This is a genomic window from Citrobacter sp. Marseille-Q3906, assembly GCF_916618775.1.
GTDB lineage: Bacteria > Pseudomonadota > Gammaproteobacteria > Enterobacterales > Enterobacteriaceae > Citrobacter > Citrobacter murliniae.
Map to the genome: position 1 here is coordinate 1398102 of NZ_CAKAKA010000002.1, position 18945 is coordinate 1417046.

The 18945-nt window shown below is 49.5% G+C and carries 18 protein-coding genes and 1 pseudogene; 8 read left to right on the forward strand and 11 right to left on the reverse strand.

What is annotated here, in order from left to right:
• Positions 1-52: 52 nt before the first annotated feature.
• A complete protein-coding gene (gene bioD, locus LG384_RS10990; protein WP_045442660.1) occupies positions 53-748 on the forward strand; it encodes a dethiobiotin synthase in 696 nt (231 codons plus the stop codon).
• On the opposite strand, the gene clcB is transcribed toward bioD, so the two are convergent.
• The 6 genes and pseudogenes from clcB to LG384_RS11020 all read right to left on the reverse strand — a co-directional run bounded on the left by clcB (position 704) and on the right by LG384_RS11020 (position 7146).
• The gene (gene clcB, locus LG384_RS10995; protein ID WP_225760893.1) at positions 704-1993 is read right to left on the reverse strand and encodes a voltage-gated ClC-type chloride channel ClcB; all 1290 of its coding nucleotides are present in this window, start codon (positions 1991-1993) and stop codon (positions 704-706) included. The two genes, bioD and clcB, sit on opposite strands and share 45 nt — an antisense overlap.
• A 119-nt stretch (positions 1994-2112) precedes the next feature.
• Positions 2113-2727, reverse strand: a complete 615-nt coding sequence (gene dmsD, locus LG384_RS11000; RefSeq protein ID WP_045442664.1) for a Tat proofreading chaperone DmsD — start codon at positions 2725-2727, stop codon at positions 2113-2115.
• A 42-nt stretch (positions 2728-2769) separates the two neighbouring features.
• Complete coding sequence (locus tag LG384_RS11005) at positions 2770-3624, reverse strand: dimethyl sulfoxide reductase anchor subunit family protein (protein ID WP_048221492.1); 855 nt, start codon at positions 3622-3624, stop codon at positions 2770-2772.
• 1 nt (position 3625) lies between these two features.
• Positions 3626-4243 (reverse strand): DMSO/selenate family reductase complex B subunit, encoded by a 618-nt coding sequence (locus LG384_RS11010; RefSeq protein ID WP_045442670.1) that lies wholly within the window; start codon positions 4241-4243, stop codon positions 3626-3628.
• Between the two features lie 10 nt (positions 4244-4253).
• Positions 4254-6691, reverse strand: a pseudogene (ynfE, locus tag LG384_RS11015) (selenate/tellurate reductase subunit YnfE).
• Between the two features lie 149 nt (positions 6692-6840).
• Positions 6841-7146 carry a DUF1161 domain-containing protein gene (locus LG384_RS11020; RefSeq protein ID WP_045442674.1) on the reverse strand — a complete coding sequence of 102 codons (306 nt, stop codon included), beginning with the start codon at positions 7144-7146 and terminating at the stop codon, positions 6841-6843.
• A 106-nt stretch (positions 7147-7252) separates the two neighbouring features.
• Here LG384_RS11020 and LG384_RS11025 point away from each other — a divergent pair, with 106 nt between their 5' ends.
• Positions 7253-7963, forward strand: coding sequence for a YnfC family lipoprotein (locus LG384_RS11025; protein ID WP_081918235.1), 711 nt, complete (start codon positions 7253-7255; stop codon positions 7961-7963).
• 6 nt (positions 7964-7969) lie between these two features.
• Here the strand turns inward: LG384_RS11025 and speG are convergent, their stop codons facing one another.
• The gene (gene speG, locus LG384_RS11030) at positions 7970-8530 is read right to left on the reverse strand and encodes a spermidine N1-acetyltransferase (protein WP_045442679.1); all 561 of its coding nucleotides are present in this window, start codon (positions 8528-8530) and stop codon (positions 7970-7972) included.
• 36 nt (positions 8531-8566) lie between these two features.
• Positions 8567-8908, reverse strand: coding sequence for a DUF1283 family protein (locus tag LG384_RS11035; RefSeq protein ID WP_045442681.1), 342 nt, complete (start codon positions 8906-8908; stop codon positions 8567-8569).
• 141 nt (positions 8909-9049) lie between these two features.
• Here LG384_RS11035 and LG384_RS11040 point away from each other — a divergent pair, with 141 nt between their 5' ends.
• From LG384_RS11040 to LG384_RS11060, 5 genes are all read left to right on the forward strand, one after another.
• The gene (locus LG384_RS11040; RefSeq protein WP_225760894.1) at positions 9050-9376 is read left to right on the forward strand and encodes a YnfA family protein; all 327 of its coding nucleotides are present in this window, start codon (positions 9050-9052) and stop codon (positions 9374-9376) included.
• Between the two features lie 107 nt (positions 9377-9483).
• Entirely contained in the window at positions 9484-10698 is a 1215-nt protein-coding gene (gene rspA / locus LG384_RS11045; protein WP_048221489.1) for a starvation-sensing protein RspA, read from the forward strand.
• A gap of 14 nt (positions 10699-10712) precedes the next feature.
• A complete protein-coding gene (locus LG384_RS11050; protein ID WP_225760895.1) occupies positions 10713-11732 on the forward strand; it encodes a Zn-dependent oxidoreductase in 1020 nt (339 codons plus the stop codon).
• 57 nt (positions 11733-11789) lie between these two features.
• A complete protein-coding gene (locus LG384_RS11055; protein WP_071828925.1) occupies positions 11790-13157 on the forward strand; it encodes an MHS family MFS transporter in 1368 nt (455 codons plus the stop codon).
• Between the two features lie 102 nt (positions 13158-13259).
• Entirely contained in the window at positions 13260-14726 is a 1467-nt protein-coding gene (locus LG384_RS11060; RefSeq protein WP_225760896.1) for a mannitol dehydrogenase family protein, read from the forward strand.
• A gap of 76 nt (positions 14727-14802) precedes the next feature.
• On the opposite strand, the gene ydfZ is transcribed toward LG384_RS11060, so the two are convergent.
• The 3 genes from ydfZ to ydfG form a co-directional block, all read right to left on the reverse strand.
• Complete coding sequence (gene ydfZ / locus LG384_RS11065) at positions 14803-15006, reverse strand: putative selenium delivery protein YdfZ (RefSeq protein WP_045442690.1); 204 nt, start codon at positions 15004-15006, stop codon at positions 14803-14805.
• A 190-nt stretch (positions 15007-15196) separates the two neighbouring features.
• The gene (rspR, locus tag LG384_RS11070) at positions 15197-15883 is read right to left on the reverse strand and encodes a DNA-binding transcriptional regulator rspR (protein ID WP_045442691.1); all 687 of its coding nucleotides are present in this window, start codon (positions 15881-15883) and stop codon (positions 15197-15199) included.
• A gap of 86 nt (positions 15884-15969) precedes the next feature.
• Positions 15970-16716, reverse strand: coding sequence for a bifunctional NADP-dependent 3-hydroxy acid dehydrogenase/3-hydroxypropionate dehydrogenase YdfG (ydfG, locus tag LG384_RS11075; protein WP_045442692.1), 747 nt, complete (start codon positions 16714-16716; stop codon positions 15970-15972).
• Positions 16717-16856: 140 nt separating this feature from the next.
• Between ydfG and dcp the strand changes: the two genes are divergently transcribed.
• A complete protein-coding gene (gene dcp / locus LG384_RS11080; protein WP_225761299.1) occupies positions 16857-18899 on the forward strand; it encodes a peptidyl-dipeptidase Dcp in 2043 nt (680 codons plus the stop codon).
• The last annotated feature ends 46 nt before the right edge of the window (positions 18900-18945 follow it).

Sequence of the window (18945 nt, forward strand, 5' to 3'; positions counted from 1 at the left end):
CACTGTTTTATTTTCCTGGCTTATATTTCGAAGCATAACGGTGGAGTTAGTGATGCTGAAGCGTTTCTTTATTACAGGTACAGACACTTCTGTTGGGAAGACAGTGGTTTCCCGCGCATTACTACAAGCGTTAGCGTCAGGTGGTAAAAGTGTTGCGGGTTATAAACCCGTGGCCAAAGGAAGCAAAGAAACACCTGAAGGTATGCGCAATAAAGATGCGCTGGTGCTGCAAAGTGTTTCTTCAATTGAATTGCCTTACGAGGCAATCAACCCTATTGCTCTGAGCGAAGACGAAAGTAGCGTGGCACATAGCGGCCCTGTCAATTACACCTTGTTGTCAAACGGGCTTGCGAGTCTGAGCGAGAAGGTTGATCACGTTGTCGTCGAAGGTACCGGTGGCTGGCGCAGTCTGATGAACGATCTGCGTCCTTTATCGGAGTGGGTGGTGCAGGAACAACTGCCCGTGTTGATGGTGGTGGGTATTCAGGAAGGCTGTATTAATCATGCCATTCTGACGGCGCAGGCTATCGCCAGCGATGGACTGCCGCTAATTGGCTGGGTAGCGAACCGAATCAATCCGGGGCTGGCGCATTATGCGGAAATCATTGATGTGCTCAGCAAAAAGTTACCGGCACCGCTGATTGGCGAATTGCCTTACCTGCCTCGCGCTGAGCAGCGCGAGTTGGCCCAGTACATCCGCCTGTCAATGCTGGGTAATGTGTTGTCGGTAGACAGAGTCCTGGTGTAACGTTCGGGACAGCACTGAAGCAACGACACAAGCAATCAACAAGCCGGGGAGCAGACGATACTCCCCGGTCATCTCGCAAACCATCAATGTTGACATGATCGGCGCATGCGTTGTTGCAGCTAAGAGTGTGGCCATCCCCGCTAATCCAAGCAGAACTGCAATCTCATCCGTACCGGGAAGCCAGAGTCCCCACACGCGACCAAACAGCATACCAATTGACAGTCCGACAAACAGAGTTGGCGTAAACACGCCCCCAGGCGCGCCTGACCCACTGCTGGCGAGCACAGCGAGTAATTTGCAGATAAAAATCCCACTGACAATCGACAACAGCGGTGGGGAGAGTAAAAACGACTGCACTACGCTGTAACCATTTCCCCAGACAGTCGGTGTCAGTAACGAGAGCAGGCCAACAATAAGTCCTCCCAATGCCAGTTGCCACGGAGGTGAAAGCTTCAGACGTAAAAATACGTTGTGGCTGATGGTCATAAGCCATATGAAGAGTGGTCCGCAAACCCCAGCAACCAGACCGGTGCAGACAATCATCACATACTCAAGCGCATGCAGCTCCCGCGATAAGTGCACGGTATATAGCAGGGCGTTGCTGTCGCTGAGCACATCCGTGGTCAACAGTGCAACGACGGCAGATACGACCACCGGTCCCAACGATGCCAGAATCAATGTGCCAAACAGAACTTCGGCAATAAACAAACTGCCCGCCAGTGGCGCATGATAGGCTGCGGCCATACCAGCGGCAGCACCGCAGGCAATCCACAGTTTCCATTCTGTGCGCGGTGTAAAGCGTTGGGCAAAACATGAGGCTGCCAACGCTGCCAGCAATATCATTGCACCTTCCCGACCAATGGCACTCCCGCTGGCGACAACCAGTAATGACGCCAGCGATTTCACCAGGCTTGCACCAACATCGAGCTGCCCGTCAGTTTGCAAAGCTTCCATATAATCTGTGGGCGCTTGCGGACGCAACTGGTTGAATTTTTGCCAGCCCCAGAGCAGTAACCCTGCAGCAAGTCCACCTAACGCAGGTGTGAGCATCCGACGCAGTGGTGACAGGTTCGTGGCCGCATTAACTAAACTGCCCGTATCGTTGCTCAGGAAAAGCCATTCAAGGAGTAGCATGGCGTGGCGAAACCCTGCGACGGCTAACGCGGCCAGAATGCCAGTCAGTGCGGCAAACAGCAGGCGGCGAAACATGGTGCGCAGGTCAGGATAAGCATGTAAATGATGCATGGTTTGCCAGACAGGAAAATTCAGACGATCTATTTTGCGGGGAATTGTTGCCGGAAGCAAAAGCACCGCGTGCGAAACGCCGGACAAAACGGCAGGGCAAAACCCTGCCACGGAAGAAATTAACGAAATAGCGGCTTAATGGCTACGGGGATCAATAACTGCGACTGCCATTCTGCCAGCGTCAGGCGAGCCAGTTCTCCCAGAGCCTGATAAAACGGATGATCCGCTTTTTCGGTAAAGACCTCAAGGAAACGTGCGGACCACGGTAACAGATGCCAGGCCAGCAATTGTTCGCACTCGGTGTGACGTTCGTTTTCGGCAAGCCAGGCAGTCAGTAACAACAGGGAGCCAAAGTGATCTTCCGGTTCATTCTGCTGCATTTCAAACTGGATGCCGTTGTCACGCATCCACTGACGTAATGCCAGCGTTGAGTCGCCAAATAGAACGTTCTCACGATCCAGCCAGACTGAGCCCCAGGGCGGAGAGGGAAGCGTATAAGGACCGATAAACAAACGCTGCCAGGCCTCTGGGAGCGTTTCATCGACTTCGGTCTGAAACTGTACAACCAGCGGGGAGAGGATATTCTCTGACAGCGGCCACTGGGCCTGCCAGCCATCGGCGGTTAATGATGAGACTAACGGAGCCGCTTCATCGCTGTCTGGCGCAAAGTAAAACAGCGCTCCCAGCACGCGCGCCGCGGTAGAAAAGTTGTCACGTTGTGAAAAATGGGTCATGCAAACAATCCTGAAAAGTGCGGGTCTCCCCGCACTCGAAAGTTAACCTGCAACAGCCATACCGACTGTCATATGCAAACCATAAAACAAGCCACGTCCGATGAGTTCACCGGCAAGCACTAAAATTAAACCCAACGCCAGCCCTGCAATGTGCGGGTCTTTGCGACGGATCAGAGGGCAAATCCAGCAACCCAGACCCGCGGTCAGCAGCATGATGCGCCAAACCTGCAGAATTCCATAGTCAGGAACCAGTGAATTTGCCTGTTGTACTGAACTGTGGATAGCGCCAAGTGACATGCCCTGTAGAACAATGACGGCCACGCAAATTAGCAAACCCAGCACACTAATAGTAGCGAATGTGGCGGCGTTAAATGAGACGCCAACGACACGCAACAGGAGCGCGGCGAATAGTGGGCCAGTCAGCAGCACGGTCATGAAAAATGCCGTGGTGGTATATCCATTATACCAGGTTGGCACCGTATCTATCTGATAAACGTTCGTCATTGCCCAGACAAACACTACGCCGAGGATCATGCTCACCAGTAGCCAGATTTTACCTAATGTGGCCGGCATTTTATCGAGAAAAGCCACCAGCCACCAGAATCCACCAACCGCAAAAAAAAGCGATCCACTGGCGATTTCATTACTCAGCGCTGATGCGCCAACTCTGTTTAGTGAGTTAAGCGCACGAAGTGGTGAACCCAGGTGCATTACCGAGGCAAGAAACCCGACTCCCATTACTACCCACAGAAAGAACATGCTGCGAACGATATGTTTTCTTGCGGCATCGTCTTTGGCAGTAAACCAACACAGTCCGCTAACAATAAGCGCGCCAGCCACGCATTGACCGAGAACTGTAAACAGTACCAGCGGCCATTCATGCCATCCATTTCCCATTTTACACCTCCCTCGGGTTTGCCAGATAACCGGAGGTATCCCCGGTTGGACGGCTATTGGTGTTAGGTTTGATCACGATATTCGGTTTAGTGAAGTGTGCACCGGGCAGTGGCGCAACGGCAGCCAGTTCTCCGTGCTTTTTACGCAGTTCATCAATCGGGCCGAAATCCAGCGCACGTAGCGGGCAGGATTCAACGCAGATTGGTTTTTTCCCTTCGGCAACACGATCGTGGCAGCCGTCGCATTTGGTCATATGCCCTTTGGCGGCATTGTACTGCGGCGCGCCGTAAGGGCAGGCCATATGACAATAGCGACAGCCAATACACACGTCCTCATCTACGACAACAAAGCCATCTTCGCGCTTGTGCATTGCGCCGCTCGGGCAGACCTTTGTACAGGCCGGATCTTCGCAGTGGTTACACGCGATGGAGAGGTAATAAGCAAAGACATTCTGATGCCAGACACCGTTATCTTCCTGCCAGTCGCCACCTGCGTATTCGTAAATACGGCGGAAACTAACATCCGGAGTTAAATCTTTATAGTCTTTACAGGCCAGTTCGCAGGTCTTACAACCCGTGCAACGGGCGGAATCAATAAAAAATCCGTATTGCGCATTCATAAGCTAATCCTTAAACCTTCTCAATCTCGACCAGGTTTGTATGCTGTGGGTTGCCTTTGGCTAACGGTGACGGGCGTTGGGTCGTTAGTGTGTTCACACATGCGCCATGGTCAATTTTGTCGCCAGACATATCGGCGTCGTGCCAGGCACCCTGGCCCATTGCGCTGACTCCTGGGAGAATGCGTGGCGTCACTTTTGCGGGAATTCGTACCTCGCCACGGTCGTTAAATACCCGCACCATATCGCCATTGGCAATCCCACGTTTCTGCGCATCCACAGGGTTTATCCAGACTTCCTGGCGACATGATGCCTGCAAGACGTCAATATTGCCGTAGCTTGAGTGCGTACGAGATTTGTAATGAAAACCAAACAGTTGGAGCGGGAATGTGTTGCGTTTGGGATCGTCCCAGCCTTCAAATGTTGACGCATAGACAGGAAGTGGGCTAATGACTTCATCTTTTTGCAGTTCCCAGGTACTGGCAATTTTTGCCAGCCGGCTGGAATAGATTTCAATCTTGCCCGAAGGTGTTTTAAGCGGATTTCCCTCAGGATCTTCACGGAATTTTTTGTAGGCGACAAAGTGTCCGTTAGGATCTTTTCGTTTATAGATCCCCATTTTCTTCAGTTCATCATACGAAGGGAGTGCAGGGTCTTTTGCCAGCATTTTTGCGTACAAATACTGTAACCACTGCTCCTGAGTGCGTCCTTCAGTAAACTTTTGATATACGTCGTCGCCAAGACGTTTCGCGACTTCGCTCATAATCCAGTAGATCGGCTTACGTTCAAACTTTGGAGATGTTGCCGGTTGAATGAAAATGAGATATCCCATGTTGCCAGCGTAATCGTTAGGAATGATGTCTTCCTGTTCGACGGTCATCAAATCAGGTAGCAGGATATCGGCATATTTGGCCGAGGACGTCATAAAATTCTCAATGACCACGATCATTTCGCATTTCGTGTCATCCTGGAGGATCTCGTGCGTTTTATTGATATCTGAATGCTGGTTAGTGATGGTGTTACCTGCGTAGTTCCAGATAAATTTAATCGGTACGTCGAGTTTATCTTTACCACGCACACCATCCCGGAGGGCGGTCATTTCCGGGCCACGGGTGATAGCGTCTGTCCAGGTAAAGACGGAAATCTGCGTTTTGACCGGGTTTTCCGGTATCGGCATGCGTTCAATCGTAATGGTGTAGGTTGACTCACGTGCACCACTGTTGCCGCCGTTAATGCCGACATTGCCGGTAAGAATAGGCAGCATCGCAATAGCGCGTGAGGCAAGTTCCCCGTTAGCCTGGCGCTGTGGCCCCCAGCCCTGACAAATGTAAGCCGGTTTTGTACTGCCGATTTCTCTCGCCAGTTTAATAATACGGTCGGCTGGGATCCCGGTGATATGAGATGCCCACTGTGGTGTTTTAGCGATACCGTCATGGCCGTCGCCCAGGATATAGGCCTTGTAGTGTCCGTTGGCTGGCGCGTCTGCCGGAAGCGTTTTCTCGTCATAACCGACGCAGTATTTGTCGAGAAATTCCTGATCGACAAGCGCCTCATTAATGAGCACCCATGCGATCCCCGCTACCAGTGCAGCGTCTGTGCCTGGGCGGATAGGGATCCACTCGTCTTCACGACCGGCTGCGGTGTCGGTATAACGCGGATCGATGACAATCATTCGGGCATTTGAACGTTCCCGGGCTTGTTCCAGGAAGTACGTGATACCGCCTCCGCTCATGCGCGTTTCAGCGGGGTTATTGCCGAACATCACCACCAGTTTTGTGTTTTCGATATCAGAGGTGCTGTTACCTAAGTTTGAGCCGTAGGTGTAGGGCATTGCGGCAGCGATTTGCGCGGTACTGTAAGTACCATAATGACTAAGGAAACCGCCATAGCAGTTCATCATACGAGCAACCAGCGAGGCGTAAGGGGAGGAGCGTGTAATATTGCCGCCCACAATGCCTGAGGTGTAGTTGATATACACCGCCTCGTTACCGTACTTCTGCACTGTATTTTTCAAGCTGGTGCTGATGGTATCTAGTGCTTCCTGCCAGCTAATGCGCTCAAATTTACCCTCGCCACGTTTGCCAACGCGTTTCATGGGGTAATTAAGCCGGTCCGGATGGTTAATTCTCCGACGAATCGAACGGCCTCTCAGGCAGGCACGAACCTGGTGATGACCATAGATATCATCCCCTGTGTTATCAGATTCAACCCACACCACCTCGTCATCTTTAACGTGGAGTTGCAGAGCACACCGGCTGCCGCAGTTGACGGAACAAGCCCCCAAACCACTTTTTCTTTAGCTGGTTGTATCGCCTGTTGCACCGCAGCGGCTGCGGTACGCATTCCAAAGGGGAGCGAGATACCCCCAGCTGCAAGCGCTAGCGATCCTATCGCTGAGGATTTAACTAACTCTCTACGACTAATACCTCCATATTGCTTTACTTCAGACATCATTCACCCCATTTTAGTTATCGCTATATATTTGATTTTACAACGAAATAAATAGCATGCTAATGATGGGGTTATTTTACCTACTTATGGGTACGCCGTATTAATGCATATCAAACCAGGGGTAACCCTCCGCGAACGGAGGGGGGGATTTATTGCGGTTCGGCTGCGTGCCCATCCTGGGCAGCGCTATTATTAGTGGAGGTATTTCCGCTGTTGGTACGGATATAGAGGATCTTATGTGTATCGTTCGCACAGTGCCCGACAACCTGGGAATCCGGTTGATCGGCCTGGTCGTTGGGCACGATATTCAGCGTAAAGCTCGATTCCGCAACACCATTATTAATGATGCGTTGCTCGATATCACTTTTAACTCTCTCGCATGAGGCTGGCGCAGCCAGAACCTGCGGAGAAGCGATTATCAGCAAGCTCGCGGCAATTCCTGTGGTGAATTTCATCATCAACTCCTTTCATGACAGACATTAACTAAGATTAGCATTTCTGGTGTAAATAACTGTATTTGCTAATATGATTGAGAATTATCTCTTTATCCCGGTGAAAAATGTGAAGAAACAGACGCTGTTAGGTTTCCTGTGTGTGGTGCTGGTAGGCTGTGACAACGCCAAAGGACTGGTTTCCTTTACGCCGGAGATGGCCAGTTTCTCCAATGAATTCGATTTCGATCCGCTGCGTGGTCCGGTGAAGGATTTCAGTCAGACGCTGCTTAATGATAAAGGTGAAGTTACGAAACGTGTTAACGGTGCGCTCTCACAGGAAGGGTGTTTTGACACGCTGGAACTGCACGATGTGGAAAACAATACCGGAATGGCGTTAGTGCTGGACGCCAACTACTACCGTGATGCTGAAACGATGGAAAAAAGGATCCGGCTACAGGGTAAATGTCAGTTGGCGGAATTGCCGTCTGCGGGAGTGGTGTGGGATACAGACGATAATGGCTTTGTTGTCTCCGCAACCGGGAAAGAAATGAAAGTACAGTACCGGTATGATGCTGAAGGGTATCCGCTGGGAAAAACAACTATCAGCAAGGATAACACGTTGCAGGTGAAGGCCAGTCCATCTGCCGATCCGTTGAAAAAACTGGATTATACCGCTGTGAGTTTGCTGAACGATCACCCTGTAGGTAACGTCAAACAGACGTGTGAATATGATGATTATGCGAATCCGGTCAACTGCCAGCTTGTGATTGTAGACGAGAGCGTGAAGCCGGCAGTTGAACATCGTTACTCAATTAAAAACACCATTGACTACTACTAACCGCTCTTACTGCGCAGTAGGTTGTAACAGGTTGGAGCCTGGTGCTTTGTGTTCCGCCAGATATTGATGCTGGAAGATACACATACGGATGGTGTTACGGTATTGGCCATTGATAAAGAATTCATGGATCAATTCACCTTCTACCATAAATCCAAGTTTGCGGTAGATATGAATGGCCTTTTCGTTTTCCTTATCAACGATCAGATACAGCTTGTATAAATTAAGTACGGTGAAGCCATAATCCATCGCCAGTTTTGCTGCTCGCGTGGCCAGGCCTTTGCCCTGGAAATCCGGGGAAATAATGATCTGAAATTCAGCCCGACGGTGTACATGGTTTATTTCAACCAGCTCCACCAGTCCTGCTTTTTCACCGTCACACTCGACGACAAAGCGTCGTTCGCTTTGGTCGTGGATGTGCTTATCATAGAGATCTGACAGCTCAACGAACGCTTCGTATGGTTCTTCGAACCAGTAACGCATGACGCTGGCGTTATTATCAAGCTGATGAACAAATCGCAAATCTTCACGCTCCAGCGGGCGCAGCTTAACACTGAGGGCGCTTGTCATATCGTATCCTTACAATTCCTTTGGTGAGTACAACTATTATGGTGCAACGGTACGGCCAGTGCGGCGGTCTAAGCAGCGCAGAGTATTAGGTTCCCAGTACGCATTGATATTAGCGCTCTGTTCGCACTTATCACGGCTGTCAAATGCCGCGTCGGCTTTGTCCCACTCTTTCTCTACACGCGTGTTGACCTTATGACGCAAATTGCGCGTATCGTTCCATTGCTCCTTTTCCATTGCAGCTTGTTGACGGCTTTGTGCACTGTCCCCGGACTCAATGATCAGTTTGCTGGTTTCAGCAAATGAGGAAGAGGTGTAGACAACTGCCGCCAGCGTCAGCATTGCCGTCAGACACAGGCGTTTGCTCAGTGTATTATTCATGGCGAATTCCTTTTATGAGAACGAGAAAAACGATAAAACAGGGCTAAATTCTACACTATTCCGGCTGTAGGGCATACCCGGTCGGCGGATATCAGTATTCTGTCGTATCATGCTTAAACCTAATGTAACTGAATAACTTCAATGCTTAAGACTACACTACTTTTTTTCATGACAGCGTTGTGCGAAATAATGGGCTGTTTTTTGCCCTGGCTATGGCTAAAGCGCGGTGCGACAGCATGGTTGCTGATCCCGGCTGGCGTGTCGTTGGCCGCATTTGTCTGGCTGCTGACGTTGCATCCGGCAGCGAGCGGGCGGGTATATGCCGCTTATGGTGGAGTTTATGTCGTTACTGCGCTTCTGTGGCTTCGCATTGTTGATGGCGTAAAACTCAGTCTGTATGACTGGTCTGGTGCGCTGATCGCACTATGCGGAATGTTGATCATCGTAGCGGGATGGGGGCGCGCATAGCGCCTTTTTTGTGACCGGTTAGCGTTTTTTTGATCATCATACTTGTATGGTAGTAGCTCAGTTGAGTAAATTTCCTGCATCACAAGAAGAGATGTAAGGAATAAAGAATGAAGATTGTAGGGGCTGAAGTTTTTGTCACCTGTCCGGGACGTAATTTTGTCACACTGAAAATCACGACGGAGGACGGGATCACCGGGCTGGGGGATGCCACGCTGAACGGACGAGAGTTATCCGTTGCATCCTACCTTAAAGATCACGTGTGTCCGCAGCTCATTGGGCGTGACGCGCACCGCATTGAAGACATCTGGCAATTCTTTTACAAAGGCGCTTACTGGCGTCGTGGTCCGGTAACCATGTCAGCAATTTCTGCTGTCGATATGGCGCTGTGGGACATCAAAGCGAAGGCCGCGAACATGCCGCTGTATCAGTTGCTCGGGGGCGCATCCCGCGAAGGCGTGATGGTTTACTGCCACACAACAGGCCATACCGTTGATGACGTGCTGGAAGATTACGCCCGTCATAAAGAGATGGGCTTCAAAGCGATTCGCGTGCAGTGTGGCGTACCGGGTATGAAAACGACCTACGGGATGTCTAAAGGTAAAGGTCTGGCCTACGAACCTGCTACCAAAGGCCAGTGGCCGGAAGAGCAACTGTGGTCGACGGAAAAATACCTCGATTTCACGCCTAAGCTGTTTGAAGCCGTACGCAACAAATTTGGTTTTAACGAACATCTTCTGCACGACATGCACCATCGTCTGACGCCGATTGAGGCCGCTCGTTTTGGCAAAAGCATTGAACAATACCGCCTGTTCTGGATGGAAGATCCGACACCTGCTGAAAACCAGGAGTGCTTCCGTCTGATACGCCAGCATACGGTCACACCCATTGCGGTAGGGGAAGTCTTTAACAGCATCTGGGATTGCAAACAGCTGATTGAAGAACAGCTGATCGACTACATTCGTACCACCATTACCCATGCCGGTGGCATCACTGGTATGCGTCGCATCGCTGATTTTGCCTCTTTATACCAGGTCCGTACCGGCTCTCACGGTCCTTCAGATCTGTCTCCGGTATGTATGGCCGCCGCACTGCATTTTGATTTGTGGGTTCCGAACTTCGGTGTTCAGGAATATATGGGGTACTCCGAGCAGATGCTGGAAGTCTTCCCGCATAACTGGACATTCGATAACGGCTACATGCACCCAGGCGACAAGCCGGGTCTGGGTATCGAGTTCGACGAAAAACTCGCGGCGAAATATCCGTACGATCCGGCTTATCTGCCCGTCGCACGCCTGGAAGATGGCACATTGTGGAACTGGTAAGGAGTCATACAATAATGAAAAGCATTTTAATTGAAAAACCGAATCAACTGGCAATTATCGAACGTGAAATTCCTAACCCGGCAGCGGGTGAAGTGCGGGTAAAAGTAAAACTTGCCGGGATTTGTGGATCGGATAGCCATATATATCGTGGACATAATCCTTTTGCGAAATATCCGCGTGTTATTGGTCACGAGTTTTTTGGCGTGATTGATGCAGTTGGCGAAGGAGTGGACAGCTCCAGGGTCGGTGAGCGTGTTGCGGTAGACCCGGTAGTGAGCTGTGGACATTGCTATCCGTGCTCTATTGGTAAGCCGAATGTTTGCACAACGTTAGCAGTACTCGGCGTCCATGCTGATGGCGGTTTCAGTGAATATGCCGTTGTTCCGGCGAAAAATGCCTGGAAGATCCCCGATGGAGTTGCAGATAAATTTGCAGTAATGATCGAACCTTTTACTATTGCTGCGAACGTCACCGGACATGGTAAACCAACCGAAGACGACATCGTACTGGTGTATGGCGCAGGCCCGATTGGCCTGACCATCGTTCAGGTATTAAAAGGGGTCTATAACGTCAAAAACGTGATTGTTGCTGATCGCATTGATGAACGACTGGAAAAAGCTAAAGAGAGCGGAGCGAACTGGGCGATTAATAACAGTCAAACACCACTTAGCGAGATTTTTGCCGAAAAAGGCATCAAACCTACATTAATTATCGATGCGGCTTGTCATCCTTCAATTTTGAAAGAAGCGGTTACGCTGGCTTCTCCGGCGGCACGGATTGTGTTAATGGGCTTTTCCAGCGAGCCGTCTGAAGTCATTCAGCAAGGAATCACCGGTAAGGAGCTCTCTATATTCTCTTCCCGGTTAAATGCGAATAAATTCCCAGTGGTTATTGACTGGTTAAGTACAGGGTTAATTAATCCTGATAAATTAATTACCCATACATTTGATTACCAGCATGTTGCTGATGCTATTAGTTTATTTGAACAGGATCAGAAACACTGCTGCAAAGTTTTACTCACTTTTTCTGAATAATATAAATAACGGCGAGTAAGTAGTACGCATCTTACCTCTTTTTCAGAGATAACAATTATGACAATAGAAAAACATGAAAGAAGCACAAAGGATTTAGTGAAAGCCGCGATATCCGGCTGGCTAGGGACTGCTCTTGAGTTTATGGATTTTCAGTTGTATTCGCTTGGTGCAGCATTGGTGTTTCATGAAATATTTTTTCCTGAATCATCAACTGCGATGGCATTGATTCTGGCAATGGGAACCTACGGTGCTGGCTATGTCGCACGTATTGTCGGCGCATTTTTCTTCGGGAAAATGGGTGACAGAATAGGGCGTAAAAAAGTACTCTTTATTACAATCACCATGATGGGGATCTGTACCACCTTAATTGGTGTGTTGCCAACCTATGCACAGATTGGTGTTTTTGCTCCAATCTTACTGGTCACTCTGCGTATTATTCAGGGGCTGGGTGCTGGCGCGGAAATTTCTGGTGCGGGTACGATGCTGGCGGAATATGCGCCGAAAGGTAAACGCGGCATTATCTCCTCGTTCGTGGCGATGGGAACGAACTGTGGGACCTTAAGTGCAACAGCAATCTGGGCCTTTATGTTCTTTATTCTCGACAAAGAACAACTGCTGGCGTGGGGATGGCGTATTCCGTTCCTGGCGAGTGTGGTGGTAATGGTCTTCGCTATCTGGTTGCGTCTGAACCTGAAAGAAAGCCCGGTCTTTGAGAAGGTGAATGACAGCAAGCAATCCGCACCAGTAGCGGTTTCTTCCGGCAGCATGTTCCAGAGTAAATCTTTCTGGCTGGCAACGGGTCTGCGTTTTGGACAGGCAGGAAACTCAGGTCTGATTCAAACCTTCCTTGCCGGTTATTTAGTCCAAACTCTGCTGTTCAATAAAGCAATTCCAACCGATGCATTGATGATCAGTTCCATTATCGGTTTTATGACGATTCCTTTCCTCGGTTGGTTATCCGATAAAATTGGTCGTCGTGTTCCCTATATCATTATGAATACTTCTGCCATTGTGCTGGCATGGCCAATGTTGTCTATCATCGTGGATAAAACCTATGCCCCGAGCACTATTATGATTGCCCTGATTGTAATTCATAACTGTGCGGTACTGGGATTATTTGCTCTGGAAAACATTACCATGGCAGAGATGTTCGGTTGCAAAGATCGTTTTACCAGGATGGCAATTTCCAAAGAAATTGGCGGTCTTATCGCTTCTGGTTTTGGTCCTATCCTGGCCGGTATTTTCTGTACCATGACTCAATCCTGGTATCCGATTGCGGTGATGATTATGTCTTACTCTGTTATCGGTTTAATCTCTGCGCTTAAAATGCCAGAAGTGAAAGACCGAGATTTAAGTGCGCTGGAAGATGCTGCGGAAGAGCAACCGCGCACGGTAAGTGCAGTACAACCTTCAAGAAGCGTGTAAATTCTGAAACCCTTCTCTAACTGGAGAAGGGTTTTTTACTGTTAAATAATCTTTCATAAAACAAAACAGTCAGCTTGCCATATTTAAATTAAAGGAATTGTCATGGGAAATAATTTGTTTTCAGCAAAGGCCACGCTCCCTGTCTATGATCGTAATAAGTTGGTACCTCGGATAGTGCATTTAGGCTTTGGCGCATTTCACCGCGCGCATCAGGGTGTTTACGCTGATATCCTGGCCGCTGAGCACAGCAGCGACTGGGGTTATTATGAGGTGAACCTGATTGGTGGTGAACAGCAAATCGCCGATCTTAAGCAACAAGATAATCTCTATACCGTCGCGGAAATGTCTGCCAATGCATGGACTGCTCGTGTAGTTGGCATTGTGAAAAAAGCACTTCATGTGGAATTGGATGGTTTAGAAACAGTACTGGCAGCCATGTGTGAACCGCAAATCGCTATCGTCTCCCTGACCATCACCGAAAAAGGCTATTTCCACGCTCCAGCGACCGGACAGTTAATGCTGGAACACCCAATGATTGTCGCCGATCTGAACAATCCTCATCAGCCCAAAACAGCAGTGGGGGTTATCATTGAGGCACTGGCACGCCGTAAAGCCGCAGGCTTACCAGCGTTTACTGTGATGTCTTGCGATAACATGCCAGAAAACGGTCAAGTTATTCGTGACGTTGTCACTTGTTATGCTCATGCAATTGATGTCGAGCTGGAGAAATGGATTGTTGAAAACGTCACTTTCCCTTCGACCATGGTTGACCGTATTGTACCGGCGGTGACGGCCGACACGCTTGATAAAATTGAACAACTTACTGGTGTGCGCGATCCGGCTGGCGTAGCCTGTGAGCCGTTCCGTCAATGGGTCATAGAAGATAGCTTTGTCGCCGGACGCCCGGAATGGGAAAAAGCGGGTGCTGAACTGGTCAGCAATGTGCTTCCTTATGAAGAGATGAAACTGCGTATGTTGAACGGCAGCCATTCATTCCTCGCATATCTGGGGTATCTGGCTGGTTATCAGCATATCAATGACTGTATGGAAGATGAAAATTACCTCCGGGCAGCGCGTGAGCTAATGTTGCAGGAACAGGCACCGACACTGAAAGTGCAGGGCGTGGATTTACAAGGATATGCCGATCGCCTGATCGCCCGTTACAGTAACCCGGCATTGCGTCACCGCACCTGGCAAATTGCGATGGACGGTAGCCAAAAACTGCCTCAGCGTATGCTCGATTCCGTGCGTTGGCATCTTGTGCACGACAGTCGTTTCGATCTGCTGGCACTGGGCGTAGCGGGCTGGATGCGCTATGTCGGCGGTGTTGATGAACAGGGACAAGCGATTGACGTTAACGATCCGCTATTACCGATTATCCAGAATGTGGTGCAGAACAGTAATGAAGGTGAAGATCGTGTGCAGGCTTTACTGGCTATCGATGCGATTTTTGGCCGCGAACTGCCTCAGGTTGAACGGTTCAAAACCAAAGTCACAGAAGCGTATCTTGCTTTGCTGGCTGATGGAGCGAAGGCAACGGTTGCGAAGTATGCCGCGAAATTGAAGTAACACAGTAAAACTTATATGTCGCCATCCGGCTTTTACTACAGCCAGATGGCGCGTTATTTTCTGGCATTCACACCAATTAGTTCATTCCCAGACGAATCAGTTCGAGGGGGGCATATTTGCCTTCACAACCTTCAATTTCCACTGTTTTACCGCGACGAATTTGTTCAGCGGTCAGACCATCGGTGTCAATTGTTTTGATTCGACCAGTGATTCCGGTGTCGCTAATCATGACACGGCTGCCAGTAGTAATTGCGTTACGGTTACGATCGTATGTTTTCATGGTGTTTTCTCCTTTCCAACTTACCGTTAAAGCCCGTGGGCTTTTACTCCCACGTAACGGGCGCAATATAAATACGCTTATCGTTAAGGATTTTTTTTGTTTTCGATCAAAATCACAGCTTTTTTTATGTGGATATGCAGACAGGGATAAAGTACGGGGAAGCTCACCTCTGTACGAGGTGAGACAAGGGTTATTCTTCGCTGAACCAGTCGCTATTTTCCTGGCGGATTTGTTGCACGGATTCGCTGATCTCTTGCAAATGCAACGTCATGGCGCGTTCTACTGCATCGCCATCGTGTTTTTGTAGCGCAGAAAAAATATTCATATGCTGGCGCAACAACATTTCCGGTGGTGAAACATGGTCAAAACTCATATAGCGCACCCGGTCAACGGTTGCTTTCAGGTTTTCAATGGTGTCCCACGCTAACTGACAGTCGGCAATCTCGGTAAGAAGTTGATGGAAGTTATCATCAAGCTCAAAAAAGTCATCAAGTTGCTTGCGCTCAATGGCAATGCGTTGCTGATGAAGATTTTGCTCCAGTTGGTAGCACTGGCTTTCAGTGATCATCGATGCAGCCCGACGCGCCACAGCACACTCAATGGCCTGGCGGATAAAACTGCCGTTGCGTACTTGGGTCATTGAGATTTTATTAACGTAACTGCCGCGCTGCGGACGGATCTGAATCAGACCGTTCTCCGCCAGTTTAATGAATGCTTCGCGAACGGGTTGGCGTGACACATTAAAGCGTACGGAAACCTCTTTCTCTGAAAGCGGTGTGCCAGGTGCAATCAGGCAATGCACGATGTCGCGACGAAGAATACGGTAAATCTGCTGATTTACTGGCTGTGTAGGGTTGAGCTGCGTTTCTACGGTCATTCATTCTTACTTTTTAGAGAGTTAACCTGTCTACTTTATCACTTATTTGATGCTATCTATACCCGGCACGAGGCCGGGTATAAAAATTAACGCCGATGGACGCTAAGACCTGCAAAAGACTGTGTGACTGGCATCATTTCAAGGGTGTTAATGTTGACATGGGCAGGTAACGAAGCAACCCACCAAACTGCCTCGGTAACATCTTCCGGTGTCAGTGCTGTGGTGTTTTCGTAGGTTTTTCCGGCTTTATCATCATCACCTTTGAAACGCACATTAGAGAACTCCGTCCCTCCAACCAGGCCCGGCTCAATATCGGTAACGCGCACCGCTGTTCCATGTAAGTCCGTACGTAAATTCAGACTGAACTGGCGAACAAATGCCTTTGTCGCGCCATAAACGTTACCACCAGCATACGGCCAGCTACCGGCGGTAGAGCCGATATTGATAATATGACCGCGATTGCGTTCGACCATGCCCGGCAGGACGGCTCGGGTCATATAAATCAGACCTTTGTTGTTGGTATCTATCATCGTTTCCCAGTCATCGACGTTGGCCTTGTGGGCAGGTTCGAGACCCAACGCCAGGCCCGCATTGTTGACCAGAATGTCAATGTTGCGCCATTGTGCAGGGAGGGATGCCAGCATCTCTTCAATAGCCGCGCGATTACGGACATCAAGTTGTGCGGTATAGATGTTGTCGCCCAACTCATCTTTCAGCTCCTGCAGGCGCTCCTGACGGCGTCCGGTGGCAATAACTTTATGCCCATTCTCAATAAAACGACGCGTAATGCACTCACCAAAACCTGCGGTTGCTCCGGTTACTAAAACGATCATCTCACTGTTCCTCAACGCTTTTTATGTGCTATTACCATAGCACGTCATTTCTGTTCAGGGCTATTGCTGCTTAACGAGATTGCGGTCGATTCCCGCGAGGCATACTCTAATAAACAAATCGTTTTCAGGAGTGAAAGATGTTGTTAACGAACCCTTTTTTGCAATGCAGCACCTTGCCTTATCAGGCCCCACAATTTGATCAAATTAAAGAGTGTCATTATCGTCCCGCTTTTGATGAAGGTGTGCGGCAAAAACGAGCTGAAATCGCTGCAATTGCGCAAAACCCACAGGTTCCTGATTTTGCGAATACGCTGCTGGCGCTTGAACAAAGCGGGGCATTGTTAACGCGTGTTACCAGTGTTTTCTTTGCGATGACCGCGGCGCACACGAACGATGAACTACAGCGGCTTGATGAGGAATTTTCCGCCGAGCTTGCAGCGCTGGCGAATGATATTTATCTCGATAGCGCACTTTTTGCGCGTGTAGATGCCGTCTGGCAACAACGTGGATCACTGAAGCTGGACAGCGAATCATTACGTTTGTTGGAAGTGGTTCACCAGCGTTTTGTTCTGGCAGGCGCGCAGCTTAATGAGGCCGATAAAACTCGCCTGAAAGCACTCAATACAGAATCGGCCACCTTAACCAGCCAGTTTAATCAGCGATTGCTCGCGGCGAATAAATCAGGCGGTCTGGTGGTAGATGATGTCCGACTGCTGGATGGCTTAAGCGCGGATGAGCTGGATATTGCCGCTCAGGCAGCAAAGGAGAGAGGGCTAACTGCCCACTGGGTTATTCCATTACTGAATACCACCCAACAACCTGCGCTTGCTGTGTTACGCGATCGTCAGACTCGCGAAAATCTGTTTACCAACGGCAGGACTCGAGCTGAAAAAAACGATGCAAATGATACCCGCGCAATTATTCGTCGGCTTGTGGAAATCCGCGCCCAGCAAGCCAAATTACTTGGCTTCGCGAATTATGCTGCGTGGAAAATTGCGGATCAGATGGCAAAAACTCCGGAGGCGGCGCTTTCTTTTATGCGGGCTATCGTTCCGGCAGCGCGTCAGAGAGCGTTAGCTGAACAAAACGAAATTCAGAAAGCGATTAATCAAGAACAGGCTGGATTTAGTGCCCAGGCTTGGGACTGGGCCTTTTATGCCGAACAGGTACGCCGTGAAAAATATGCGCTTGATGAGGCTCAACTCAAGCCCTATTTTGCTTTAGAGACAGTGCTCAGTGACGGTGTGTTCTGGACGGCAAATCAGCTCTTTGGCATTAAATTTATTGAGCGTTTTGACATTCCTGTTTATCACCCTGATGTGCGAGTGTGGGAAATTTTCGATCACGACGGTGTGGGGTTGGCACTGTTCTATGGTGATTTCTTTGCACGGGAAACGAAAAGCGGTGGTGCCTGGATGGGGAATTTTGTTGAGCAATCGGTGCTTAACGAAACCAGACCCGTGATTTACAACGTGTGCAACTATCAGAAACCCGCGAACGGTCAGCCGGCTTTGCTATTGTGGGATGATGTCATCACATTGTTTCATGAGTTTGGGCATACCCTGCATGGATTGTTCGCTACACAACGATATGCAACGCTGTCAGGAACCAACACTCCACGCGATTTCGTTGAGTTTCCATCGCAGATTAATGAGCATTGGGCGAGTCATCCACAGGTTTTTGCCCGTTTTGCTCGCCATGTTGAAACGGGGGAAACTATGCCCCAGACGTTGCAGGACAAGATGCGACGAGCCAGCCTGTTTAACAAGGGTTACGATATGACTGAGCTGCTGAGTGCAGCGTTGTTGGATATGCACTGGCACAGTCTGGACGGGAACGTATCATTTTCATCAGTAGACGAGTTTGAGCAACAGGCGCTGGAAGAGGAGGCGTTAAACCTCGAGGCTGTTCCGCCACGCTATCGCAGCAGTTATTTTGCCCATATCTTCGGCGGTGGTTATGCCGCAGGCTATTACGCCTATCTGTGGACGCAAATGCTGGCTGACGATGGTTATCAGTGGTTTGTGGAGCAAGGGGGATTAAACCGCGAGAATGGGCAAAAATTCCGTGAGGCGATTTTATCGCGTGGTAACAGTTCTGATCTCGCTGAACTTTATCGTCAGTGGTGTGGTCGTGATCCGCGTATGGAGCCTATGCTGGCCCATCGTGGGTTAAGCGCGTAAGGCTTGTTCAAATAGAGTGAAGAACCGGGTGTAAAACCCGGTTTTG

Bases quoted from the DNA above. Each gene is read 5' to 3' on its own strand.
- bioD (WP_045442660.1), top strand. From the start codon at position 53: ATGCTGAAGCGTTTCTTTATTACAGGTACAGACACTTCTGTTGGGAAG.
- clcB (WP_225760893.1), bottom strand. From the start codon at position 1,993: ATGCATCATTTACATGCTTATCCTGACCTGCGCACCATGTTTCGCCGC.
- dmsD (WP_045442664.1), bottom strand. From the start codon at position 2,727: ATGACCCATTTTTCACAACGTGACAACTTTTCTACCGCGGCGCGCGTG.
- LG384_RS11005 (WP_048221492.1), bottom strand. From the start codon at position 3,624: ATGGGAAATGGATGGCATGAATGGCCGCTGGTACTGTTTACAGTTCTC.
- LG384_RS11010 (WP_045442670.1), bottom strand. From the start codon at position 4,243: ATGAATGCGCAATACGGATTTTTTATTGATTCCGCCCGTTGCACGGGT.
- LG384_RS11020 (WP_045442674.1), bottom strand. From the start codon at position 7,146: ATGAAATTCACCACAGGAATTGCCGCGAGCTTGCTGATAATCGCTTCT.
- speG (WP_045442679.1), bottom strand. From the start codon at position 8,530: ATGACAAGCGCCCTCAGTGTTAAGCTGCGCCCGCTGGAGCGTGAAGAT.
- LG384_RS11035 (WP_045442681.1), bottom strand. From the start codon at position 8,908: ATGAATAATACACTGAGCAAACGCCTGTGTCTGACGGCAATGCTGACG.
- LG384_RS11040 (WP_225760894.1), top strand. From the start codon at position 9,050: ATGCTTAAGACTACACTACTTTTTTTCATGACAGCGTTGTGCGAAATA.
- rspA (WP_048221489.1), top strand. From the start codon at position 9,484: ATGAAGATTGTAGGGGCTGAAGTTTTTGTCACCTGTCCGGGACGTAAT.
- LG384_RS11050 (WP_225760895.1), top strand. From the start codon at position 10,713: ATGAAAAGCATTTTAATTGAAAAACCGAATCAACTGGCAATTATCGAA.
- LG384_RS11055 (WP_071828925.1), top strand. From the start codon at position 11,790: ATGACAATAGAAAAACATGAAAGAAGCACAAAGGATTTAGTGAAAGCC.
- LG384_RS11060 (WP_225760896.1), top strand. From the start codon at position 13,260: ATGGGAAATAATTTGTTTTCAGCAAAGGCCACGCTCCCTGTCTATGAT.
- ydfZ (WP_045442690.1), bottom strand. From the start codon at position 15,006: ATGAAAACATACGATCGTAACCGTAACGCAATTACTACTGGCAGCCGT.
- rspR (WP_045442691.1), bottom strand. From the start codon at position 15,883: ATGACCGTAGAAACGCAGCTCAACCCTACACAGCCAGTAAATCAGCAG.
- ydfG (WP_045442692.1), bottom strand. From the start codon at position 16,716: ATGATCGTTTTAGTAACCGGAGCAACCGCAGGTTTTGGTGAGTGCATT.